Annotated in this window: 22 protein-coding genes, 1 tRNA gene and 1 pseudogene; 16 read left to right on the forward strand and 8 right to left on the reverse strand. The window is 64.2% G+C overall.

Annotation, left to right across the window (positions count from 1 at the left end; genetic code table 11):
* The 5 genes and pseudogenes from ABGA94_RS02415 to ABGA94_RS02435 all read left to right on the forward strand — a co-directional run.
* Positions 1-333 (forward strand): sigma-70 family RNA polymerase sigma factor (locus ABGA94_RS02415; RefSeq protein ID WP_375366294.1); only part of this gene is annotated, 333 nt, incomplete at its 5' end.
* 264 nt (positions 334-597) lie between these two features.
* Positions 598-909 carry a hypothetical protein gene (locus ABGA94_RS02420; protein ID WP_065196861.1) on the forward strand — a complete coding sequence of 104 codons (312 nt, stop codon included), beginning with the start codon at positions 598-600 and terminating at the stop codon, positions 907-909.
* A 40-nt stretch (positions 910-949) separates the two neighbouring features.
* A tRNA-Ile gene (locus ABGA94_RS02425) sits at positions 950-1,025 on the forward strand.
* Between the two features lie 181 nt (positions 1,026-1,206).
* A pseudogene (locus ABGA94_RS02430) lies at positions 1,207-1,983 on the forward strand (terminase large subunit domain-containing protein); the annotation flags it as partial.
* A 25-nt stretch (positions 1,984-2,008) separates the two neighbouring features.
* Positions 2,009-3,019, forward strand: a complete 1,011-nt coding sequence (locus tag ABGA94_RS02435) for a phage portal protein (RefSeq protein WP_134955459.1) — start codon at positions 2,009-2,011, stop codon at positions 3,017-3,019.
* A gap of 88 nt (positions 3,020-3,107) precedes the next feature.
* On the opposite strand, the gene ABGA94_RS02440 is transcribed toward ABGA94_RS02435, so the two are convergent.
* From ABGA94_RS02440 to ABGA94_RS02450, 3 genes are all read right to left on the reverse strand, one after another.
* Positions 3,108-4,244 carry an XVIPCD domain-containing protein gene (locus tag ABGA94_RS02440; protein WP_375366296.1) on the reverse strand — a complete coding sequence of 379 codons (1,137 nt, stop codon included), beginning with the start codon at positions 4,242-4,244 and terminating at the stop codon, positions 3,108-3,110.
* A 27-nt stretch (positions 4,245-4,271) separates the two neighbouring features.
* Positions 4,272-4,676, reverse strand: a complete 405-nt coding sequence (locus tag ABGA94_RS02445) for a hypothetical protein (protein ID WP_005419578.1) — start codon at positions 4,674-4,676, stop codon at positions 4,272-4,274.
* A gap of 451 nt (positions 4,677-5,127) precedes the next feature.
* Positions 5,128-5,910, reverse strand: coding sequence for a hypothetical protein (locus ABGA94_RS02450; protein WP_139727723.1), 783 nt, complete (start codon positions 5,908-5,910; stop codon positions 5,128-5,130).
* A gap of 898 nt (positions 5,911-6,808) precedes the next feature.
* On the opposite strand from ABGA94_RS02450, the gene ABGA94_RS02455 reads away from it, so the two are divergent.
* Positions 6,809-7,450: a hypothetical protein gene (locus tag ABGA94_RS02455; protein ID WP_111128059.1), complete on the forward strand. Its 642-nt coding sequence runs from the start codon at positions 6,809-6,811 to the stop codon at positions 7,448-7,450.
* A gap of 61 nt (positions 7,451-7,511) precedes the next feature.
* A complete protein-coding gene (locus tag ABGA94_RS02460) occupies positions 7,512-9,287 on the forward strand; it encodes a serine hydrolase domain-containing protein (protein ID WP_329916100.1) in 1,776 nt (591 codons plus the stop codon).
* Between the two features lie 18 nt (positions 9,288-9,305).
* Here the strand turns inward: ABGA94_RS02460 and ABGA94_RS02465 are convergent, their stop codons facing one another.
* Entirely contained in the window at positions 9,306-9,698 is a 393-nt protein-coding gene (locus ABGA94_RS02465) for a DoxX family protein (protein WP_019660763.1), read from the reverse strand.
* Positions 9,699-9,816: 118 nt separating this feature from the next.
* Between ABGA94_RS02465 and ABGA94_RS02470 the strand changes: the two genes are divergently transcribed.
* Positions 9,817-10,236, forward strand: coding sequence for an H-NS family nucleoid-associated regulatory protein (locus ABGA94_RS02470; RefSeq protein WP_069139687.1), 420 nt, complete (start codon positions 9,817-9,819; stop codon positions 10,234-10,236).
* Between the two features lie 49 nt (positions 10,237-10,285).
* Positions 10,286-10,693, forward strand: a complete 408-nt coding sequence (locus ABGA94_RS02475) for a hypothetical protein (protein ID WP_111128058.1) — start codon at positions 10,286-10,288, stop codon at positions 10,691-10,693.
* Positions 10,694-10,716: 23 nt separating this feature from the next.
* Here ABGA94_RS02475 and ABGA94_RS02480 read toward each other — a convergent pair whose 3' ends face one another.
* The gene (locus ABGA94_RS02480) at positions 10,717-11,358 is read right to left on the reverse strand and encodes a glutathione S-transferase family protein (protein WP_375366299.1); all 642 of its coding nucleotides are present in this window, start codon (positions 11,356-11,358) and stop codon (positions 10,717-10,719) included.
* A gap of 464 nt (positions 11,359-11,822) precedes the next feature.
* Between ABGA94_RS02480 and ABGA94_RS02485 the strand changes: the two genes are divergently transcribed.
* A complete protein-coding gene (locus ABGA94_RS02485; RefSeq protein ID WP_005419568.1) occupies positions 11,823-12,275 on the forward strand; it encodes a PA2169 family four-helix-bundle protein in 453 nt (150 codons plus the stop codon).
* Between the two features lie 253 nt (positions 12,276-12,528).
* Positions 12,529-13,716: a CmlA/FloR family chloramphenicol efflux MFS transporter gene (gene cml, locus ABGA94_RS02490; RefSeq protein WP_005419566.1), complete on the forward strand. Its 1,188-nt coding sequence runs from the start codon at positions 12,529-12,531 to the stop codon at positions 13,714-13,716.
* Between the two features lie 70 nt (positions 13,717-13,786).
* Here the strand turns inward: cml and ABGA94_RS02495 are convergent, their stop codons facing one another.
* Entirely contained in the window at positions 13,787-17,137 is a 3,351-nt protein-coding gene (locus ABGA94_RS02495) for an autotransporter domain-containing protein (RefSeq protein WP_375366301.1), read from the reverse strand.
* Between the two features lie 174 nt (positions 17,138-17,311).
* On the opposite strand from ABGA94_RS02495, the gene ABGA94_RS02500 reads away from it, so the two are divergent.
* The 3 genes from ABGA94_RS02500 to ABGA94_RS02510 all read left to right on the forward strand — a co-directional run bounded on the left by ABGA94_RS02500 (position 17,312) and on the right by ABGA94_RS02510 (position 18,577).
* A complete protein-coding gene (locus ABGA94_RS02500) occupies positions 17,312-17,830 on the forward strand; it encodes a Rossmann fold nucleotide-binding protein (protein WP_111128054.1) in 519 nt (172 codons plus the stop codon).
* Between the two features lie 91 nt (positions 17,831-17,921).
* On the forward strand, positions 17,922-18,122 hold the full coding sequence (locus ABGA94_RS02505; protein WP_111128052.1) for a hypothetical protein: 201 nt from the start codon (positions 17,922-17,924) through the stop codon (positions 18,120-18,122).
* Between the two features lie 104 nt (positions 18,123-18,226).
* On the forward strand, positions 18,227-18,577 hold the full coding sequence (locus ABGA94_RS02510; RefSeq protein ID WP_005419560.1) for a VOC family protein: 351 nt from the start codon (positions 18,227-18,229) through the stop codon (positions 18,575-18,577).
* A gap of 126 nt (positions 18,578-18,703) precedes the next feature.
* Here the strand turns inward: ABGA94_RS02510 and ABGA94_RS02515 are convergent, their stop codons facing one another.
* Positions 18,704-19,006: a KGG domain-containing protein gene (locus ABGA94_RS02515; RefSeq protein ID WP_005419559.1), complete on the reverse strand. Its 303-nt coding sequence runs from the start codon at positions 19,004-19,006 to the stop codon at positions 18,704-18,706.
* A gap of 273 nt (positions 19,007-19,279) precedes the next feature.
* Positions 19,280-19,744 (reverse strand): MarR family winged helix-turn-helix transcriptional regulator, encoded by a 465-nt coding sequence (locus ABGA94_RS02520; RefSeq protein WP_005419558.1) that lies wholly within the window; start codon positions 19,742-19,744, stop codon positions 19,280-19,282.
* A 50-nt stretch (positions 19,745-19,794) separates the two neighbouring features.
* On the opposite strand from ABGA94_RS02520, the gene ABGA94_RS02525 reads away from it, so the two are divergent.
* Both ABGA94_RS02525 and ABGA94_RS02530 read left to right on the forward strand, forming a co-directional pair.
* Positions 19,795-20,706 (forward strand): S41 family peptidase, encoded by a 912-nt coding sequence (locus tag ABGA94_RS02525; protein ID WP_375366303.1) that lies wholly within the window; start codon positions 19,795-19,797, stop codon positions 20,704-20,706.
* Between the two features lie 98 nt (positions 20,707-20,804).
* Positions 20,805-21,698 carry an NAD(P)-dependent oxidoreductase gene (locus tag ABGA94_RS02530; RefSeq protein ID WP_005419556.1) on the forward strand — a complete coding sequence of 298 codons (894 nt, stop codon included), beginning with the start codon at positions 20,805-20,807 and terminating at the stop codon, positions 21,696-21,698.
* Positions 21,699-21,818 lie beyond the last annotated feature (120 nt).

The raw sequence follows: 21,818 nt of genomic DNA on the forward strand, positions 1-21,818 counted from the left end.
ATCTCGATGGAAACCCCGATCGGCGACGACGAGGATTCCCATCTGGGCGACTTCATCGAGGACACCAACGTGGAGTCCCCGATCGAGAACACCACCAACATCAACTTGTCCGAAACCGTTCGCGACGTGCTGGCCGGCCTCACCCCGAGGGAAGCCAAGGTGCTGCGCATGCGCTTCGGCATCGACATGAACACCGACCACACGCTGGAAGAGGTCGGCAAGCAGTTCGACGTGACCCGCGAGCGCATCCGCCAGATCGAAGCGAAGGCCCTGCGCAAGCTGCGTCACCCGAGCCGTTCGGAGCAGCTGCGCAGCTTCCTGGATATCGATTGATAGCCAGCGGCTGTTGAAGCGTTGAGAGAAACCCCGCCTGGTGCGGGGTTTTTCTTTGGTCGTCCCGGCCATGCCGGTCGGATCCTGACGATGTCACGTCTGCCATTTGATTACTTCCTGCGGTGGCCGCACGCTGACCGTGCAGATGCTCAACACATCGCGTAGGCAGGCCGGTCTCCATCGGCGCTGATGCAAGCGCGCAGCAGGTCACGTACATCACATACGGCCCGCTGCACTGATTCGTCATGCATTTGGAGTGAGGCCATGAATGATGTGGAGCACGATCTGTCTGATTCCCGGCAGACTGATTTTCCGTCGCTGCTTGATTGGGATGAGGTGATGCAGGATGAGCGTGAGGATCGGCTGGGGTTTGCCCGCCGCACGACGTATGCGTTGCTGACGCTGTCTGGTGCGGAACTGGTCGAGGGCTTTGACGGCGGCAACCACAAGGCACTGGAAGAGGCCAGAAGGACGGTGGCGCTGTTCCAGGCACATCTGCGGCGGCAGATGTGGTTCGCGGACTTGGCGGAGAAGCGGTTGGGGCGTGTTGCTGAGGCTCTTGCTGCTGCCGGGTAGCCGATCGAGCGTGGCCTCCACTACACTGTGGCGCTGCGCAGGGCCTATAGCTCAACGGTTAGAGCAGGGGACTCATAATCCCTTGGTTCCAGGTTCGAATCCTGGTGGGCCCACCATAAAAAAACAGGCACTTAGGCTTACGCCCGAGTGCCTTTTTTGTGCCGGTGGGAAAATTCGCGGGAAAACTCAACGCTTGCGAGGTGGTTTCACGACTGGCAAGTCGTGGTCGTAGCGGCCCGTAGTGGTGGGCGATTGTGCCCGGCCGCATCCTGCTTGTCGCCACGGTTGCCCTCGGTGTTGGACGTGAGCCATGCGCGCCTGATGGGTGGCAGGCCCTGCGAGGACGCCATCTGGCGCCAGATCGTGACCGTGCTGGACGCGGCGGACCGTGGCTGTGACCTGTTCGATATCGAGGAACTGCGCCGTGACTACAGCGCCGAGGAGTTCGCCAACCTGCTGATGTGCGAGTTCGTGGACGACAGCGCCAGTGTGTTCCCGCTCACGATGCTGCAGCCCTGCCAGGTCGATTACAAGCCGTTTGCCGTCCGGCCCTACGGCGACCGCGCCGTGTGGATCGGCTACGACCCGGCTGAGACCGGCGACAGCGCGGGCATCGTGGTTGTGGCCCCGCCGCTGGTGCCTGGGGGCAAGTTCCGCGTGCTGGAACGCCACCAGTTCAAGGGCATGGAGTTCAAAGACCAGGCGGCGTTCATCGAGCAGATCACCAAACGCTATTGGGTGACCTACATCGGCGTGGATGCGACCGGCATGGGCACCGGCGTTGCTCAGCTGGTGCGCCAGTTCTTCCCCGGTGTGACTGTCTTCAACTACTCGCCCGAGGTGAAAACGCGGCTGGTGCTGAAAGCCTACGACGTAATCAATGACGAACGGCTGGAATACGACGCCGGCTGGACCGACCTCACGCAATCGCTGCTGGCGATCCAGAAAACCATCACCCCGAGCGGGCGCCAGGTGACCTACACCGCAGGGCGCTCGCGTACCACTGGCCATGCCGACTTGGCCTGGGCACTCATGCACGCGCTGCAGAACGAGCCGCTGGAAGGCGGACGGGCTGCGCGCGGCACCATGGGATTTTCTGATGACCGACACCGACCAGAGCGCCATCGCCGCGCCGCCGGTGAGTATCGAGGCCTTCACCTTTGGCGAGGCCAGCCCTGTGCTGGAATCACGCGGCTTCCTCGACTACCTCGAATGCTGGCGCAATGGCCGCTACTTCGAGCCACCGGTGGATCTGCAAGGACTGTCGCGCACAACGCGCTCCAACCCGTACCTGCACAGCGGCCTGACATTCAAACGCAACATGCTGGTGCGCACGTTCCGGCCGCACCGGCTGCTGAGCCGCGAGGCGTTCTCGCAGCTGGCGCTGGACTACACCACCTTCGGCATGGGGTATGTCGAGCGTCGCCGCGCCATGTCAGGCGCCGCGCACAGCCTGGCCGTCCCGCTGGCGCAGTACGTGCGCCGTGGCGTGCAGCCCGGTGAGTTCTTCCCGGTGCGTGCCGCACGGGTAGAGCATGAGTTTCCCGCCGGTGAGGTGTTCCAGCTGCGAGAGGCAGATGCTGATCAGGAGATCTACGGCCTGCCGGAGTGGATGCCAGCCGTACAGGCCGCGCTGCTGAACGAGTCGGCCACGCTGTTCCGCCGGAAGTATTACAACAACGGTTCGCACGCCGGCTACATTCTCTACATGACCGACCCCCAACCCGAGGGCTTGGACGTGGACGCGTTGCGCGACGCGCTGCGGCAGTCGCGCGGGCCGGGCAATTTCAAGAACCTGTTCGTGCACTCGCCCAATGGGAAGAAGGACGGCTTGCAGGTGACCCCGGTCAGTGAGGTGGCGGTCCGAGATGAGTTCACCGGGATCAAGAGTGTGACCCGCGATGACATGTTGGCGGTGCTCCGGGTGCCACCGCAGCTTCTGGGTATCGTGCCGCAGAACAGTGGCGGGTTTGGGTCGATCCGCGACGCGGCGGGCGTGTGGGCGGCGATGGAACTGGCGCCGCTGCAGACGCGCATGGCAGCTATAAACGAGTGGCTGGGCCAGGACGTGATCCGCTTCGAACCCTTCGAACTGGAGGCGACCGCATGATGATTCGAGAGCGCCCGAGCTGCAGCGTGGGCGCTCACTTGTGGGCCAAGGCGGTGGAATGAATGGCGCCGATAGCACAGTGACGGCTTTATCTCGAGAACGATGGCCCGTCTTGCGTATGCGCCTGCTGTGCCGGTTGTTGTTCAAGGCTCGCTGCTTGTGATTGGCTCAACGCATCAGCGCGATGGAGCGCTTCCGCCTCCGGTGCGCGAAGCGCATCCATCGTATTCATATGGCCTCGACGATGGGCGGGATCGTCCATTGCTCCCTCGACTATGAAGACCCTCTCACCTCGAGCTAGGTTCTCTGTCGGATTGTTCAAGACAACATGGTCAACCCGTGAAAGGCTCTGCTCCTTCGCCAGTACCAGCAAGCTTGCAGACATGCGCTGACTCGACTCGTCCCAGGGTTTCCCATGCTCTGCGTCCAGGCGTTCCACACCTGCCCTAATCTGCATGTAGAGAGAGCGGTCAGCATCGCCGAGTTCAGGGGCTGAGGAGGATGCTCGCTGCCGTGAGGGCGAGTCGTCGCTGTCCGAACCGACTCTTTCCGCAACCGCAATGCGCTCGGCGTCAAATTCTGGATCTGGCCTACGCCGCCGTTGCGTGGGTGCTATTTCCCGGTCGTAGTAGTCGCCATAGTAGAGTTCGTATGTCGCATGAGGACCAACAGACGGAGCCTCTGTCTTGAACACCTCAGCGATCTGCCCAAGTGCTTGGTTACGGTTGATCCGTCCGGCCTGGAGTTCCGCCGCAATGGTTCCGTATTGTTGTGGACGATTACCTGTGCCGGAAACGCCAATATCTGGACCGCCAGCTGCAACGATCTCACGCTGGACCTGGACATTGCTGAGAGTCGCGGCGGCTTCTCCTCGCAGCTCGCTGTTCACATAGGCTTGCTTAGAAGTTCGATTTTCGGGTTCGGTGAAGAGATGGTACCCAACTTCGTGAGCAAGAGAACTTGCGATCCTTGAGCCTTGCCCAATCGCATTCTCGTCAATAACGATCTTGACGCCGGGTATAAGATAAGTGCCTTCACCGGCTGCCCCCCATTGGATAACGATACCTTCACGCCTCGCCTGGGTGAGGCCCGCCTGAAGTGTTGGGGATTTTGCTAGAAGCGGCGCCAAGGAGGGGTCGTCCAATGGCGATGCAGGACGCCGTGTGGCTCCTGGGCGGCCTCCCTCCTGCGGCTGCGGCAGTCCAGATTCTTCAGTACGCTCCATGCTCCGGCTCCTTCGCAATAACAGGGATCAGCGCTGACTGATCGATATGTAGGTCAGCGTCACGTTATCGGAATCGAGTCCGAGCACGACCTTTGCATCGTTCACCTGCGCAGACCAGTAAGGGCGAGAGCCAGGCGCGTCAGGCCGAGATGGATGTTTGGTCGAGTTTTCCCAGATGATTTCCTCGAGCGCAATGCTTGGTGGTGCGATCTCAAAGATCAGGTTCGCGAGCGCAGGATCGTCAGCAGCACTTCTCAGCCTGATGTTCCGGACCTCAAGGTCGCCCAACATTCCGTGTTCTGCGATCCGTTCGTCAATCACGTCCTGGCGTGTCGGCTCTCCCAGATGCGTGTGGAGCTGTTCATTTAACGCGTCGACATCATCAAAACGTACACTAGACAGGCGCTCGATGTCGTTCTTGAATCGCTCCATACCAATTTCACTCCCTGATTTGACGGACTGTCTTTGATTAGATTTATGCGATGGGGTTGGTGAGGCACCGCTCGAACACGCTGACAGTATCAACGCTGAAACGGCTATTGAGAGGCAGCGATACGCTGCAAGCCGGAGGTGACTCCGATCTCCGCGCCTTGATGAAGTAGCGCATTTGTCGAGCCATGCATCCATGAAGGTACCTCTCGCGCCAGGAACACTGTCCCGAATCTAGCACAACGTCTTGTGATGCACGGGTCGGAATCCCCACCGGATAGCGATTTTGGGAGATTTCGCGCAGTGTTAGATTATTCGTTTAGTTGGAAGGGGCGAGCTATGGGTGGGCAAGAGGAAGCAATCGCGACAACCAGGGAGGTTGCAATCAACCATTTCTTCGAAATCACTGCTTTCATCGTGCGCCATGTTGGGTGAGTAGGAAACTTCTGTTGGGTTACAAGCAGCAGGATCTGTATATGGCCTCAGACATCTCGTTGGATCGCTCTATCTGGTTGGGCTGCAACAGTTTGGAGAGTCTCGCAATGGATGCCGCCGATTGGCTATTGGGGTGCGCGCGCTGATATGCGAGCCAGTATGCAAGGCTCTTTTCAGGGGATTTGTCGGCAATGATCCCTCGGTCATGGATGTCAGCAAGGGCTTCAATCGAGTCGACGCTTCCCTGTGATACCGACTCATTTAGATAATCAATCGCATCCCTTCGATAATTGGCTATCCGTTCCGGATCCTTGAGCGCTTCAGTCAAGTTTCCAATGATGGCTTTCGGGTCTTTGGCGAAAATCAGTCTCGCTTCGACCGACCCTTGGGCGGCAGCAAGAGAGAGCCAATTCTCATCTCCGAGTTCCGTTCGCCCTATCAGCCCTTGGCAGTGGCCAATCTCCTGGCCGATTTCCACTGATGCGTAGGCCTTGTACTCATCGGCATCACCTGAGTTAAGCGCCCGCTTGCAACTGGCAATGCGGTTATGGATCTCATAGCTCGACTGGGCATCGCCGGCCCGTGCAGCCGCGATGCGCCTGTCAATGTATTCCGAGGCGTCGCCTTCGTAGTGAGGTGTTTCGATCTTGAGCAGAAATGCCTTGCCACCCAAAGCCACTGTTGATTCGATGGATTGGTGTGGCGAACGCAAGGATTGATGAATGCTTGATTCAGATGCGATATCCGTTGACGAAGTGCTTTTTTCACTGAGAGGAACCTCATCTCCTTTGCTTTCTGACATCGGATGGTCTGCAGGCCAACCAGGAAATGGTTGCGACTACGCCGATGACGAACATTCCATATATGAGAATTCTACTGATCTTCACTTGATTCCTTTTCCCTTGTCGTCGCGGAGCTTTGCGATGGACTGACCTCGGGCCGTGGTGATAGCTGATTTCGGCGCTGATCCCCTGCCTCTCGATTCCCGGGATTTCATATTGCGGGGTGATATTCACTTTCAACCAGAAATTCGTTGCAGCGGGCTACGCTTTGCTCTTGCGTGTTCTCAGTCACGCATCGGTGGACGTAAAGCGACAAATACCCTTCCTCGGAAGGCGAGCGCATGAGTGGCAAAATGGCCATTCCGTGCCGCGGTAGCAATTGGCTTGTTCTCTCGCTAGCCCGACGGCGGCCGCCGCAGTTGCGATCTCATCGCGAAGGTTGCGCCCTCCCTCCTGGTGCGGCCGCGACGCGATCGCGTTGACCGTTGGCCTTGGTGTATCTGTAGCGGAACCTGGGCCCACCGCCGGCGAGCTTCCGCACATCCGGGCAGCCCACACCATGCGACGCTGGATCCGAGGCCCGTTGGCCGATCGGCAAGGTGGCCAGTCCGTTCTCTCCGAGCATTCCCTTCATTGCGCCCATTGGCGACCGCTCGGCGACCTTATGTCAGCGGAAGGAGGTGCACAAAGATGAGCGAAGATGGTCGCGGGGCCTGGGAATCAGCCGCGTGGTTTACGGCTGGAAGGTCTGTGGAGGCGCGTGGAAGCGCTGTGGAGGCCCCATAATCCGTCGATTCCAGATTCGAATCGTGATGGGCCCCCACGCGACCTCGCACGATCTGTTGCAGATCTCATTGCCCCCGCGCCCCGCGCGCCCTGCAGCGTCGGTACCATCTGATCCGCACACAGGGATCGACCATGCCCAACACCGATACACCGGTGGAAGACTTCACCACCGAAATCGAAGACAGCCGGCACCTGTTCGCCTGGTGCCTGGTTCACTATGGCCAGGTGCCCGAGGCGCAGGCGCTCGAACAGGCACGGAAGCGCTATCCCGACCAGAGCCCCGGCCGCGAATACGAACACGCGCTGATCTTCCACGACGAGCCCTGGCACTGGGCGATGCTGCACATGAAGGGCGAAAGGTATTGGCAGCAGCACCCGGAACTGGCGGAGCCGTCGCTGGACTACGAAGCCGAATCGGACGCACTGTGCCTGGCCCGTGGTGAGCAGGTGCCACTGCTGGATGAGGACGAGTACCTGGGCGCGCTCGCGCATGCACGCCACATGCGTGCATGGACGCTGGTCCATCAGGCGGGTCGTTCGCCGGATGAAGCGCGCCAGGAGGCGCTTGGTCACTACGCGTATCATCCGCGCCATCATCGCGGGCGATTTCAGGTTCACGATCCGCGTGAGGGCTGGTGCCATGTGATGAGCGCATTGCATGGCAACGACTACTGGGCGCGACCAGAGCTGCGGGAACCGCCACAGGCCTATTGGAGCGAGTCCCGCGCCTTTGTTTCGGCGCAGGGAATCCGCTTGCCGGACCCTCCGGGCTGAGGCCTGCTCAGCCAGCGAAGGCGCAGCGCCATCGATCACCGCACTCTGTGCCGAATGACACATGCCCTGCCATTTCTGCTGGCGGGAAGATGGCGGCATCCTGAAGTGGAGTGATCTGATGCCTGTTACGCTCAGTCGTCGCACCTTCCTGGCCAATGCCGCGGCTGTTCCGGCGGCCACGCTCATTCCCACCGGTGTTGCCACCCCAGCGCGGCCAAGCGTCACCACCGCGAGCCTGATCGACGCGGAACGCGGCGTGATCCGCTCGGCCATGGACGGCAGCGGCATCGGTGCCGCTGCCGTCTGCCTGGTCGAAGGCGGGCAGGTGCGCTGGACTGAAGGCTTCGGTCACGTATCAGGCCAGGGCAGCGTGCCCGTAGACGCCAGCACGATGTTCAGCATCCAGTCCACCTCGAAGAACTTCGCGGCGGTGGCGGTGCTGTTGGCCGTGCAGGACGGCATCCTTGATCTGGACGCGCCCATTACCCGCTATCTGCCGTCGTTCACGGTGCGCAGCCGCTTCGAGCATGCTCCACAGGAGCGCATCAGCCTGCGCCTGCTGCTTGCCAATCGCGCGGGATTCACGCACGAGGCGCCCCTGGGCAACAACTACGAACCGGCGTCGCCGGGCTTTGATGCGCACGTCCGCAGCATCTCGCAGACATGGCTGCGCTTTCCGGTGGGTACGCGCTATCGCTACTCCAACCTGGGCTTCGACCTTGCCGGTCATGTCCTTGAGCAGGTTGCGGGCATCAGCTATCCGGCCTGGCTGCAGCGCCGGATCTTCGAGCCGCTGGGAATGCACGACAGTACGGCCGATGCGTCGGTCTACCTGGCAAGCAAGGTGCGGGCACTGGGAACCCAGGAAGGCCATACGCAGGTACCGCCGGTGACGCCGCTGGTGGTGTCGGGAGGCGTGTGGACCAGTGCCGCCGACATGGCGAAGTATCTTGGCTTCCTGCTCGGTGGCGGCCGATCCGGTGCGCAGCAACTGCTTGAGCCCCGTCTCTGGGACGAGATGCATGGTTTCGGCCTGGGCGGCGACTACGGGCTCGGTGTCATGCGCAGCGAACGCCTCTACGGCAGTACACCGGTGCGGCTGCTGCACCACCGCGGCGGGGGCTTCGGATTCGGGTGCGTGTTCACCTACTGCAGGCAGGCAAACGCTGGATTTGCCGCGATGTTCAATCGCGCGACGTCTGCGGGGTACGGCATCGGCGAGCGTCTGCTCGATCAGCTGTTGTCGGCGCGTTTCGGGCCCCGTCAGCCGCGTGTGCCCCTATCAAGCCTGGCGCCGATCAGGTTGAACCAGGACCAGATGCAGCAGATGGCGGGAAGCTGGATCGGGCGCAGCGGCAAGGCGAAGATCGGGGTTGCCGGAAACGGGGAGCTGCAACTGCATCGAGGGGCGCACGCCGAGGGTACCCGCTTTGCGGCCATCGACGGCGATCAACTTTTCACTGTGGACACCGATGGAGAGGTTGCGACGTACCGTTACCATGCGGCGACGGACATGCTGCCGGCGTACCTGGAATGCAGCAACGGCGAGGATGGCCTGGACCAGAACGATCCCATCGATGGGCCCACCGGGCCGCAGGCGCCCCATTGGCAACCCTGGCTGGGACGCTATCGCGTTGACCAATGGGGCAAACCATCGATGTTCGTTGTGCTGGAGCAACGACACGGCTGGCTGTACATCGATGGCATCCGCCTGGTTGCTGAGGTGGAGCCAGGATTGTTGTTCACCAGCGATGGCGAAGCGGTGGATTTTCGCGGCTCCCAGCCGACATGGCGCAACCTGCGCCTGCGGCGCGTCGCGCCCATGGGCCAGGGGTGATGGCGGCATGCCGCGCGCTCATCCGCGCCGCCCACGCCCATCGATGCTGTAACGTCCCGCCCCGGTGCACGCCAGCAGCAGGAAGCCGCCGGCGAGGCCCAGGTTCTTCAGGAACATGATCTGCTGGGTCTGATCGGCGAAGTTGTGGTGGAAGATGAAAGCGGTGACCAGGCTGAAGCCTGCGAGCACGACCGCCACCAGCCGGGTCTGGAAGCCGAGCAGGATGCACAGGCCGCTGCCGATTTCGAAGGCGATGGTCGGCCAGAGCAGGATGCCGGGAACTCCCATTGCCTCCATGTAGCCCTGGGTACCACTGAGATCGCCGAGCTTGCCCAGCCCGGAGACCAGGAACAGGGCCATCAGCAGGATGCGTGCAAGCAGGTAGGCGAGCGAATGCGATGAAGTGCTCACGTCGAGGTCCTCGGAGATGGCCGACGCAGGCGATCGGAGCCCACCGGCGGTGAAGCCCGTGTCTACGCGCCGGGCAGGGCGCCTTGACAGCTGCCGCGCTGCAGTAGACCTTTCCCGCATGACGATCGATATTGAATCGCTCAGCCTTCGCGAGCTGGGTGCCCTGGTGGTTGCCGCTGAACAGCGGAAACAGCTGATTTCCAGCCGCCGTCCGGCCAGTGCGGTGCGGCGGATGCTGAAGGCCGCCGCCGCCGAAGCCGGCTACACCCTTGAAGAACTCTTTGGCGGCCAAGCCTCGGAAACACCTGCGCCCGCCCGAAAAGCCGTCCGCCGTAAATCCGGCAAAGTCGCGCCCAAGTATCGCGACCCGGAATACAAGCGCCTGACCTGGACCGGTCGCGGGCGCATGCCGCGCTGGTTGGCGTCCAAGGTGTCGATGGGCCACAAGGTCACCGATTTCCTGATTCCTGGCTTGGCCAGGCCGACCGCTGGCAAGACCAGCACCATCGGCAAGCGGACCGTCATCAAGAAGGGATGACGCTGCAGCACTGCTACCCTGCCCGGGTCTTTCAACCAAGGAGCACGGGATGGCACACGAGAGTGGCATGACGATCACGCCGAAAGTCCTGCACGCCGCCGCAGTGGCGGGCATGTTGGTCAGCCTGCTGGCCTGGGCGGTGGAATGGAGCGGGATGGCCTATGTCTGCCCGTACTGCCGCGTGCAGCGCACGGTCATCGGCGTGCTCGGCCTGCTGACGCTGTTCGCGCGCCCGGGGAGCCTCATCGTGCCCTGGTTGTCGTACACCGCGGGTGGCTTCGCGTTCGTGGTGGCAGCGATGCAGCACTTCAACGGTTGGAAACGCATTTCCGCAGGCGACTTCAGTTTCAATGGGCAGTGGTACATCGACCCGTGGCTGCTGTCAGGCTGCGCAATGCTGATCCTGGTGGCGCAGCTGATGCTGGTGCAGGCCGCCTGCCGGCGCAGCTTGCGCTGAGTGTTTCCACGCATGGCGTGGAACTACCCGTTCTGGAATACCGCCAGCTGCGCGGCGAAGGCGCGCTGGTAGGCGGGCCGCTGCGTCGCGCGGGCCACATAGGCGGCCACCGTCGGAGACTCGTCGAGCAGCCCGCTGCTCTTCAGGCGCAGCAGCACCGAGACCATCATCAGGTCGCCCACGCTGAAATCGCCGTCCAGCCACGGCGCCTTGGCCAGCCATGTCGACAGTTGCGCCAGTCGCGCCCGAACCCGCTCATCCAGCATCGGCAGCCGCTGTGCGTACCACGGCTGCTCGCGCTCCAGCACCCAGGCCATGGAGCGCTCAATGATGGGTGGTTCCACCGTGTTCAGCGCAGCGAACATCCACATGATCGCGCGCATGCGGGCGTCCGGATCGCGCGGCAGCAGGCCGGGGTGCTGTTCGGCCAGATGCAGGACGATGGCGCCGGATTCGAACAGGGTCCGGTCGCCCTCCTGCCAGGTGGGAATCTGCCCGAACGGATTGCGTGCCAGGTGTACGGGCTGCTTCATCTCGGTGAAGGTGAGCAGTTGTACGTCATAGGCTACCGACAGTTCCTCCAGTGCCCAGCGCACGCGCATGTCACGGGCCAGGCCCTGGCCACGGTCGGGGGAGGTGGCGAAGGCGGTGAGGATGGGAGGCATGGGGTCCGCAATCAAGGAGGGCTTTGATGATCTGACGAGCGAGTGTGCCGGAAATCGACATGGGTGTCGGTGCTCTGCACGTCGCCTGCACGTGTCCTGCACGCACGCACCGTCGCCGATCCATCAGTCTGCCGGGGTCATCCGCAGAGACAGGTAACAGGCATGAATACCCCCGGAAAACCCAAGCCCAGTTGGCGCCAGAGAAACGTGCTGATGGGAGCGCTCGCCGCGGTCCTGGTGATCGTGCTGATCATCCTTTTCGTACCTTGGTGAGCCTGCCCGGGCTCGCTCGATGTGATCCACGCGCCACTGTGGCGTGAAGCAGTCAGTGCGGGTTGAGTGACGTGATGTGCGTATCAATCGCTGCTCACCCGGGAACCACACAAGCATGTCCACAGTGGATACGCAGGCAGCGCAGTCGAAGCTGCTTTTCTCCCCTGAAACGAAGATACAGGAGCAACGCCATGAGCACCCAGTCCACCATCGAACATCGCCTCAACGACCTGATCGAGATCGCTCGTGACGGCAAGTCGTTCTATGAAGAAGCGGCGACCAAGGTGAAGGATGCCGAGCTGTCGGCCTTGTTCACCCGCATCGCCGGCGTCAAGGGCCGCATCGTCGCGGCGCTGAGTGGTTCGGTGGCTGCCAGCGGCGGCAAGCCGGCCGAGCATGGCACCGTGGTGGGTTCGATGCAGCAGTTCTACGGCAAGGTGCGTGCAGCCTTCGGTGACACCAACTATGGCTATGTGGCCGAGCTGGAAGAGTCGGAGGACCGCCTGCTGGGCGCGTTCAAGGACGTGCTGAAGGACAACGAGCTGCCGCCGGCGGTACGCCAGGAAGTCACCCAGCTGTTGCCGGAAGTGCAGGAATGCCACAACGTGATGCGCGCGCGCAAGCATGCGATGAAGGCGGCCTGACGATCAGCGGCGCCCCACTCCCCAGGGACGCCGCGGCCGGGGCGGCACCGCTGCCCCGGCCACCCTGAATCGGTCGCTGCTACACTCTTGCCGGTTCCGCACTGCCAACAATGAGCACCATGAACAACGGGAACGGTCCGCAGACAGTTCGCTGAGCCGCAACAACGACGCAGACGTTGTTGCGGTGAACATCCCTGCGATGCATGCGAAGTGGATGGATCACCGCCGGACTCACTCTGGGCGGAGACTCCCCATGTTCAATCGACAGGCCCCGCGTTGGGCCCATACCCTGCCATCGGCCATTGCGCTGATGGCGCCGTTCGACCTCCTGGCCTCGCTGGCCATGGATATCTATCTACCTGTGGTGCCCTTGATGCCCGGCGCCTTGGGAACATCGCCTGCGCGGGTGCAATTGACGCTGAGCATCTACCTGCTGGTGCTCGGCGTCGGCCAACTGCTGTTCGGCCCGTTGTCCGACCGGATCGGGCGCCGCCCCGTGCTGTTGCTGGGGGCGCTGCTGTTCACCGTTGCCTCGTTTGCGCTGGCGCTGTCCAGCAATAGCGGGTTCTTCCTGGCCTGGCGCACAGTGCAGGCGATTGGCGCGTCGGCAGCGCTGGTAGCGACGTTTGCCACCGTCCGCGACGTATACGCGGATACACCGCAGGGGGCGTCCTTGTATGGACTGTTCGCTTCGATGCTGGCCTTCGTGCCGGCACTGGGGCCGATGCTGGGTGCATTGGTGGCTGCGGCAGCAGGCTGGCGTGCGATCTTCGTGCTGCTGGGTGTGCTTGGCCTGGTCGCCGGCCTGCGTGCGCAACGCCTGTGGCAGGAAACCCGACCCGCAGGGCGCAGGGACGCTGGACCGGCACTGCAGAAAATTCTTCGCAGTGGTGCCTTCTGGGTCTACACGCTGGGATTCAGTGCCGCGATGGGCACGTTCTTCGTGTTCTTCTCGATCGCACCGCGCGTGTTGGTCGAGCGCATGCAGTACTCCCAGATCACCTTCAGCCTGGCGTTCGCGACGGTGGCACTGGTGATGATCCTCATGTCGCGCATGGCGAAGACGTTCATCGCGCGCTGGGCGGTGCCTGGCACATTCGTGCGTGGCCTGTGCGTGATGGTGGCGGGTGTGTTGTTGATGGCGCTCGCTGCGGAGTTGCCACTGTCATTCGCCAGCGTCGTGCTGCCCATGTGGGGCATCGCGGTGGGGCTGGTGATGGTGGTTTCGGTGGCTGCCAACGGCGCGTTGAGTGAGTTTGCCGATGCGTCGGGTATGGCGGTGGCGCTCTACTACGCGATGCAGAGCCTGATCGTGGCCTGCTTCGGAACACTGGCTACGGTGCTGCTGCCGGGCGATACGGTATGGCCGCTGGTGGCCTATGGGCTGTTGCTGCCAGTGGCCAGCCTGGTCGCCGCGGCGATGTTGCGCGGCTGCCGCTAGCCTCGGCCGGTGATAAAAAAAGGGCGGCCATCAGGCCGCCCCAATCCTTCATGAGAACACGTGACGGGAACTAGAAGCGCACCGACCAGCGCACATTCGCACTGTGGTCGCGGCTTTCACTGCCGTACTGGCCGCTGTAGCCCAGTTCCAGCTGCTGGCGCTCGGTCAGCCAGGCCGACAGGCCCAGTTCGGCCACCACCGCGTTGTCGGCGATCGGCGCGCCGTTGACCGCAAACGTCGTGCTTCCGTTGGCGAAGGCCAGGTTGGCGAGCTGGCTGCGATCACCGGAAGCGCGGCGATAGCCGACGCCACCGCGCAGGTGCAGCCAGCTCTCCTGCTGGAACGAAGCCTTCAGTCCCTTGTCGAAGCGCACGCCGGCAGTGGCAATCGTGGTTCCGGTATCGTCCACCTTGCCCTGCAGTGCCGCTGCTCCACCGCGTTCGTTGACGCGCTTGAGGTCCACTTCGACACGTGCGACCTGCAGGTAGGGCTCCAGCCCGGCTTCCGGGCCACCGAAGCGGTAGCCGGCTTCGATGAAGGCCTGGCGGGTGCGGGCGTCGTAGCGCGCGCTCAGGCTGTCGCTGAAGCCTGCGAAGGCGACATCACGCGTACTCTTCACCTCGTGCTTGCTCCACGCCACACCACCGCGCAGGCCGAAACCGCCCCAGTTGTGGCTGGCGTAGGCACCGAAGTGGGTGTTGTCGATCTTCGACTTGGCGCGACGCTCCTGCTGCTTCACGTCGGTGCGGCCCGTGCCGGCCAACACGCCGACCTGCCAGCCGGAGAACTCGCGGTCGATGCCGACCAGCAGGCCGTTGCTGTTGGCTTCGGTGCGGGCAGTGTTGACATCACCGTCCAGCTTGCTGTTGCCACCGATGGCCTGCACCCATGCACCCGTCGCGTCACCCACGTCGCTACCGGGTGCGGCGGCGCCGGCACGGCGTGACAACGCGGCATCGCGCACGTAGCGGCTGCCCTCGACCAGGGCGATGGCCGTGGCCGGATGCAGCTCGCCGCTGAGGCCGTCGAGCACGCCTCCGAGCTGCTGCGGGAACAGCTGCGTCAGCGGTTTGGGCAGACCCTGGGCGATCGGCAGCAGGTCGGCGGCCGCTGCCACTGCACGCTGGTTGGGCGTGTTGGCAGCCGTGGTCAGTGAAGCGCCACGGGCGACGTCGATGCGCGTGCCGTTGGTACCGTAGGCCAGGCTGAACTGCAGGAACGGGGAAAACGCGCTGAAGTCGGTCTTGGCGAACTGGCCGTTGACGCCTCCGTCGGCACGCAGGAAGTTGAACTGCTCGCCGAGGTAGTACACGCCCGGCTCCGGCAGCGCGACCAGCGTGCCGCCAAGGGTGGCGGTGCCGGTCACGTGCAACTGGTCACTGCGGCCACCCGGGGCCAGCTCGGCGGCATAGACGCCAGTGGCGCCCTGCACGTAGTTGCCGTTGATGGTCAGCGTGCCGATCGAGTTGCCCGGCGCGATGAGGCCGTCCACGCGGGTATTGCCGAGCGTGCCGACGCCCTTCAGCAGGCCATTGGCGCCGACCGTGGTGGTGCCGCCGGTCTGCGTGCCGTTGAAGGACACCACGCCGCCGCTGATCACCAGGTTGCTGTTGTTCAGCACGCCGCTGGCGCTGACCGTGCTCACGCCACCGGTAGTGGTCAGTGCGGTGGAGACCAGGCTGCCGTTGAGCAGCAACTGGCCACCCTGTACCTCGACTGCCGAGGTGAGGGTGTTGGTGCCGTTCAATTCCAGCGTACCGTCCTGCAGTACCGCGCCGTTGAAGCTGTTGTTGCCGCTCAGGCGCAGCCAGCCGATACCGGATTTGGTCAGCTTGCCAGGGCCACCGATGTCGTTGGTCCAGTTGTCCCAGGCATCGCCTTCCCAGACTTTCAGGCCGCCGGCTTTCTGGTTCATCACCACGTTGGTGTCCACGCGCAGCGAGCCATAGCCTTCGATGGCCTTCTTCAGATCCACCATGCCCCAGCCGTAGATCGGATCGATGCCCGCTGCACCCAGGTCGCGTGCGGTGGTCAGCAGCACGTCGCGGACCTGGGCGTTGTCCAGATAGGGGAAGCGCTCCATCAGCAGGCCGAGCGCGCCAGTGATGTGCGGCGCCGCCATCGATGTGCCCGTCTTGGTGCCATAGACATACTGGGTGTTCTCGCTGTCGATGATCAGCCGCACGTAGGCGGAGGTGTTTTCGATGCGGCCCTGGATATCCCCGGAAACGATGGTGCTGACGATGTCGGTGCCGGGTGCCGAGATGCACCAGTTGGCGGCAACGCCACAGATGCTGGAACTTCCATCGATCACGTAGTCCGTTTCGCCCGCAGCGGCGTTGGGCCGGCGGACGTTGGCCACGGCCAGCCAGTACGGTTCCAGTTCGGGCTTCCAGCGCGGCATGGCGGCCGTGATTCCGGCGACGGCGCCGCTGCCGTTGCCAGCCGACCAGACCTGGATGAGGGTGGAGCCCGGTGTATCGCCATTGCTGGCGTAGATGCTGCCGTACACGCCGTAGTCGGCACCGATGTTGGCGTACTGCTGGTCCAGCGCGGCGGCGGTCATGTTGCGCGTGGAGATGCCCCAGCTGTGGTTGATGGCACGCACGCCCTGCGCCTGGATCTGTGCATACATGTCCAGCGTGGCGGCGTCATCCGGATCGGTGCGGTACACCGCGCGCGGGCGATAGTAGTTGTCCGGATCCAGGCGCCACTCATAGTAGGTGTCGCCGAACACGCGGGCGGCGGTGAGATCCGCACCAAAGGCCACGCCATGCATGCCGGTGCCATTGCGGTTTGCGCCGATGGTGCCAAGCACATGCGTTCCGTGGTCGGCGTAGCTGAAGCCATAGGGCTGGCCGGCCGCGATCAGGCGTGCCGCGAGTGCGGCCGGAACGCCGGCACCGAGGCCATAGTAGTTGTAGCCGGGCTGTTCGCCGCGGGTCTGCCCGCAGGCACCGGTCCCCGCGACCACACCCGGCGTCGGGCAGTCGGCACCGATGGTGATGCTGGAGGTATTGCGTCCTGCAAACTCCGGATGCGCCAGTGCGGACCCCGAGTCGAACAGCGCCAGGCGCACACCCTTGCCGGTCAGGCCGCGTGCATAGGCGTAGTCCGCGCCCATCGCACCCAGGCCCCAATCGGCGTTGAACTCATCGCTGCGCCAGCTGGCCGGATCGCCCGGGTTGCCAAGAACGGCGGTGCTGCTGGCGGCAGGTGCAGCGGCCGTCGCTGCGGGTGCAGCGTTGGCAGCAGGCTGTGCCCATGCAGCCTGCATCTGGCGCTGCTGCTGCCAGGCCTCGAGTGATTCGCTGGCCATGGCCGGCAGTGCAGCGGCCAGCAGCAGCGAGCTGGCGACGGCAAGCGCCAGCGGGCGGTGCGACAGGGAGCGGGACGAACGGCCGTACAGCGGGTGATTCATCGGACAACTTCCTTGGTTGACGGACATCAAGGCCGTTAACGCAAAGGCATGGCGATATCCCCCAGTAATGTGAAGGGATTTTTATGAACGTGTTAATCTTCTGTGATCGGTGCAAGACGTGGCTCCGCCGGGCCGGGCACCGCGACCTTTCTTGCCGAGGCCTTGGGGCCGTCCATGCGTAACGCATTGCGTAAACCACAGTTGGCGATATTGGGTAGTGCCGATCCTGGCAGCGACGCGTTCGAGCGCGCAGCTGAAGCAGGGCGTTTCCTGGCCGTGCAGGGCATCACGCTGGTCAGCGGCTGTGGCAGTGCCGCTACGCGGGTAGCTGCCGAGCAGGCAGTAGCCGCCGGTGGCCAGGTGCTCAGCGTGATCCCGGAAAGCGGCATGCCGGTAGCCGATTGGCCCGCCACGGTGGTGGTGCCCTGTGGCATGGGCGATGCGCGCAACCTGATCATGGCCCTGGCCGGTGATGCCTGCATCGTGATCGGCGGGCGCGCCGGTACGATCTCGGAGGTTTGCCTGGCCTGGCTGCACAAGCGGCCTCTGCTGCCGCTTGTGGGGGCCGGTGGCTGGTCCGATGCGCTGCCGGACAACCCGCCGGACGAGCGCGGCAATTCGCCGATCCTGCCGTGGCGCAACATTGATGAGCTGGCCGGACAGCTGCGTGTGCTGGGGTTGCTGCACCGCTGAGTCGAGCGGCATCGGCCTTCACCCAGCGTCCCGTGTGCAGCGCTAAGGTGGCCCGGCCTGGGCTCACCAGGCTAATCAAGGAGCGATGTCGATGCGTACTTTCAGGAAAGTGATCGCCGGTGTTGTGTTGGCGTTGGCCTGCAGCGGCTCGGTGGCCGTGGCCGGACCGGTCCAGCCCTGCGATCTGCCCTGCTGGAAGGCTTACCAGGCATGTGTGTCCGGTGGTGGTGATGCCATGGAATGCCAGTACGAATACGATCGATGTGTCATGGAGCGCTGCGGCGCGGTGTAAGCCCAGCCATGCTCGGCTGAAGACGGGCCTCGTCCGTGGCGGGGCTCTTCTGTTCGTGCGCAAGGTCGGGCAGTCTCGACACATTCTTCCTGGTGGAGTGGAACATGGCCGTCAAGCGTGTCGTCGCCAACATCGCCACGTCCGATCCCTCACGTGCCGCTGCGTTCTATGGCGAGCTGCTCGGCATGCCGGTGGTGATGGACCATGGCTGGATCGTCACCCATGGCGGGCAGAGCAGTGCGCTGGCCCAGGTCAGCTTCGCCAGTGAAGGAGGCTCGGGCACGCCGGTGCCGGACCTGTCGATCGAAGTGGACAATCTGCAGGACGTGCTGCAGCGCATGCGCGCGGCCGGCATCGCGCTGGAATATGGCCCGGCCGACGAACCCTGGGGCGTGCGGCGCTTCTTCGTCCGCGATCCGTTCGGTCGGCTGTTGAACATCCTCGCCCACGCCTGAGCGGTGGATGGTGCCTCAGCCACGCCTGACGGTGCGCGCGGGACGATGACCGTCTAACGGCGTGCTGGCCCTGCTCGCGGCATTCGGGCTGCTCCGGTAGCACAGGCGCGCCTGAACGCGCCGCGGTCAGCCCTGCTGGCGTTGTGGACCGTCCCTCGTTGGCGTCGCTTCGGCCGCTTGCCGCTGTTGCCGTGCATTGGCGTGGCGAGCGTGCCCGCCTTCGCGGCCGATCGCTGCCATGTGCTGGCGGTTGCGGCTGATCGCCTCGCCGCCCTTGCGGCCGGCCACGCGTGCCTCGGCTGGGCTGAACTCATGTGCATTGCCGGACGCATGCGCGGCGCGTCCTCCCTTTGCGGCGATCGCGCGCTGCTTGTCCTGGTCCATCGAGGCGAAGCCACGATGGGAAGTGCCGTGGTGCTGGCCGGCCATGGGAAGGCTCCCGTTGCATGGAAGGGAAGCTCATCCTTGCCGGTGCCCGGCTAACGGAGTGTCCGCATCGGTGCGGCTGCCTTCACGCCGCACCGTACTGCTTTTCACGGCGCAGGTACGCTGCTGCGCGCGCCGCCCTGCGTGGCTAGGACGAACTGCACCCTTCACCTAGGCCGGACAGCCGGCCGCGCAGTGCGCACGCTGGAGCTGCGCCTGGGCAACGGCGGCTGGACCTTCCTCAGCGAAATCGAAATGGCCGCAGAGCAGAAGGCTTCAGGGCCGGCGGGCGTCCTGCAGGCGCTGCGCGAAGGGCCGCTGTGCGAGCGCTGCAAGGGCGTCGCGCAGCACCTGCTCCAGCGGCTGCCCCAGATCGGCATCGAGGCTGCGCGCCGCTACGGCAGTGGCCTGCCATTGCGCCTGCAGCGCAGGCATCGCGCGCTGTGCGCGGGGGCTCAACTGCAGGATGCGTTCACGTCCGTCGTCGCCGCTGGACGCGTGCAGCCAACCATCACGCACCATCGCCGCCGCGGTCTGGCTGAGCGCCGAATGGCTGAGCCCGCAGGCCGATGCCAGGTCCTTGATCCGGCAGGGGCCCTGCGCCATCAGCGTGCGCAGCACCGGTGTGTAGCGGGGCCGGTAGTCCAGTTGCAGGTCCCGGTAGGCCTGCTCGACCGCCGGGTCCAGCTGGTCGAGCAGGGCGCGCAGCAGGGTGCCCAGCGTGGCGTGTTGGAGATCCATGACCAGGATGATATATAAGCACTTATATATCTTCAACGCGGAGGTGGTTGATGACCGTGTCCTGGATGCTCGCTGCTTTGCTGGCAGCGGCCTGCCCGGCGCAGGACGGAGTGCTGCGCGCGGCGGCCACCGCCGTGCAGGCGCAGTACCTTGACGAGGCGGAGGGCGCCCGTATCGCCGATGCCCTACGCACCTGGTCGGTGCAGCAGCGCTATGCGGACAGCTGTTCGGATCCGGTTGCGTTCAGCGCACGCCTGAACCAGGACCTGGACATGTTCGATGGCCACTTCCACGTTGAACGCGTGGACGCAGCGGCCGGCCAGGACGATTGGTTGATGGCCTGGCGCGCCGATGCCCGCAGCAATGGTGCCGGCGTGCGCGAGGTGCGGGTGATGGAGGGCAACATTGGCTACCTGCGGCTGAGTACCTTCTATCCGCTGGATCTGGCGCGCCCGAAGTTCGCTGCGGCCCTTGCGCTGCTGACCGACACCGATGGCCTGGTGCTGGATCTGCGCCAGAACGGGGGCGGCGACGATGCAAGTGCCGACCTGCTGGTACGCACGCTGCTGGACGCGAAGATCGACGCGGTGCAGCAGCTGGACCAGCGCGGCCGGCGCACGCCGGTACTGCTGCCGCGTGCCAGCCTGCCTGCGTACCTGAAACCGCTGGTGGTGCTGATCGACCGCCGCACCGGTTCGGCGGCCGAGTTCGTCGCCTATTCGCTGCAGGCACTGGGCCGCGCGCGGATTGTCGGCACGCGCAGTGGCGGTGCCGCGCATATGTTCGGTGATCCTGTGCTGCTGCCCGATGGCTATCAGATCAGTATTCCCGACCGGCAACCCATCAATCTGCGCACCGGTGGAAACTGGGAACGTAATGGCGTGAGGCCTGATGTGGCCGGCGGCGACGATCCGCTGTTCATCGCGCGGCAACTGCTGGCGCCTGCGAAGTCGTCAAGATGAACGCACGATTGCATGGCTGTCCTATCGCGGATGCGCGATTGCATGCCTAGAATCGAAGCATCCCGGTAGTTCCCGGGCGCTTCGAGTGAATGGACTCAATGAAGATTCTGTTGACCGGCAGTTCCGGCCGCATCGGGCGCGCGATCTTCGGTGCGTTGGCGGCCGCCCACGAAGTGGTGGGGCTGGACCGCAGTCCGTTTGCCACCACGCGCATCATTGCCGATGTCAGCGATCGGCAGGCCGTCGCGCGCGCGGTGCAGGGCATGGATGCAGTCATCCATACCGCGGCCCTGCATGCCCCGCATGTCGGCCTGGTGCCGGATGCGGTGTTCCAGCAGATCAACGTGGAGGCCACCGCACACCTGCTGCAGGCTGCACGCGAAGCAGGAGCACGGCGCTTCGTGCTGACCAGCACCACTGCGTTGTATGGCCATGCCGTGGTGGCCGGTGGCTGCCGTTGGATCGACGAAGACACCGAGCCGCTGCCGCGCACGATCTACCACCGTACCAAGCTGCAGGCAGAGACCCTGGCCGAAGCCGCCGCCACGCCGGGCTTCAGCGTTCGCGTGCTGCGCATGGGCCGGTGTTTCCCGGAACCGCCCGAACGGATGGCGATGTTCCGCCTGCATCGCGGCATCGACGCCCGCGATGTGGCCAGCGCACATGCTGCACTGCTGCTCGACGAAGGCGCCCCGTTCGCGCGCTACCTCGCCTGTGCGCCGACGCCGTTCCGGCGCGAGGACTGCCTGGAGCTGGCCACGCACCCGCGCAGCGTGCTGGCCCGTCGCGCGCCGCAGCTGCTGGCCGAGTTCGAACGCCGTGGTTGGCCGCTGCCGTTGAGCATCGACCGTGTCTACGACAGTGCCCGCCTGCGCAGCGAGCTGGGCTGGCAACCGTGCTTCGGGCCGGACGACGTGCTGCAGCAGTATGCCGTCGGCAGCATCGAGGTACTGCCGCGGGCACAGTGGATCAAGGACCGCGTGGCCGAGTGAGGGCATCGCGAGGGGGGCGCTGAGCCGAGCCTGAGCGGATTCAGGAATGTGCAGGCCGCCCGCCTCAACCTCGTTGGCGGGCGGCCGCTAACCCAGTGCGCTTCCAGCGCCGGGCGCGCC

Source organism: Stenotrophomonas sp. 3diitr2024 (genome assembly GCF_042136455.1).
GTDB lineage: Bacteria > Pseudomonadota > Gammaproteobacteria > Xanthomonadales > Xanthomonadaceae > Stenotrophomonas > Stenotrophomonas sepilia.

Coding starts and splice junctions, on each gene's coding strand:
- ABGA94_RS02440 (WP_375366296.1), bottom strand. CDS start 4,244: ATGGAGCGTACTGAAGAATCTGGACTGCCGCAGCCGCAGGAGGGAGGC.
- ABGA94_RS02450 (WP_139727723.1), bottom strand. CDS start 5,910: ATGTCAGAAAGCAAAGGAGATGAGGTTCCTCTCAGTGAAAAAAGCACT.
- ABGA94_RS02445 (WP_005419578.1), bottom strand. CDS start 4,676: ATGGAGCGATTCAAGAACGACATCGAGCGCCTGTCTAGTGTACGTTTT.
- ABGA94_RS02455 (WP_111128059.1), top strand. CDS start 6,809: ATGCCCAACACCGATACACCGGTGGAAGACTTCACCACCGAAATCGAA.
- ABGA94_RS02510 (WP_005419560.1), top strand. CDS start 18,227: ATGGCCGTCAAGCGTGTCGTCGCCAACATCGCCACGTCCGATCCCTCA.
- cml (WP_005419566.1), top strand. CDS start 12,529: ATGTTCAATCGACAGGCCCCGCGTTGGGCCCATACCCTGCCATCGGCC.
- ABGA94_RS02470 (WP_069139687.1), top strand. CDS start 9,817: ATGACGATCGATATTGAATCGCTCAGCCTTCGCGAGCTGGGTGCCCTG.
- ABGA94_RS02475 (WP_111128058.1), top strand. CDS start 10,286: ATGGCACACGAGAGTGGCATGACGATCACGCCGAAAGTCCTGCACGCC.
- ABGA94_RS02500 (WP_111128054.1), top strand. CDS start 17,312: ATGCGTAACGCATTGCGTAAACCACAGTTGGCGATATTGGGTAGTGCC.
- ABGA94_RS02525 (WP_375366303.1), top strand. CDS start 19,795: ATGACCGTGTCCTGGATGCTCGCTGCTTTGCTGGCAGCGGCCTGCCCG.
- ABGA94_RS02435 (WP_134955459.1), top strand. CDS start 2,009: ATGACCGACACCGACCAGAGCGCCATCGCCGCGCCGCCGGTGAGTATC.
- ABGA94_RS02460 (WP_329916100.1), top strand. CDS start 7,512: ATGCCCTGCCATTTCTGCTGGCGGGAAGATGGCGGCATCCTGAAGTGG.
- ABGA94_RS02480 (WP_375366299.1), bottom strand. CDS start 11,358: ATGCCTCCCATCCTCACCGCCTTCGCCACCTCCCCCGACCGTGGCCAG.
- ABGA94_RS02485 (WP_005419568.1), top strand. CDS start 11,823: ATGAGCACCCAGTCCACCATCGAACATCGCCTCAACGACCTGATCGAG.
- ABGA94_RS02515 (WP_005419559.1), bottom strand. CDS start 19,006: ATGGCCGGCCAGCACCACGGCACTTCCCATCGTGGCTTCGCCTCGATG.
- ABGA94_RS02495 (WP_375366301.1), bottom strand. CDS start 17,137: ATGAATCACCCGCTGTACGGCCGTTCGTCCCGCTCCCTGTCGCACCGC.
- ABGA94_RS02520 (WP_005419558.1), bottom strand. CDS start 19,744: ATGGATCTCCAACACGCCACGCTGGGCACCCTGCTGCGCGCCCTGCTC.
- ABGA94_RS02530 (WP_005419556.1), top strand. CDS start 20,805: ATGAAGATTCTGTTGACCGGCAGTTCCGGCCGCATCGGGCGCGCGATC.
- ABGA94_RS02420 (WP_065196861.1), top strand. CDS start 598: ATGAATGATGTGGAGCACGATCTGTCTGATTCCCGGCAGACTGATTTT.
- ABGA94_RS02505 (WP_111128052.1), top strand. CDS start 17,922: ATGCGTACTTTCAGGAAAGTGATCGCCGGTGTTGTGTTGGCGTTGGCC.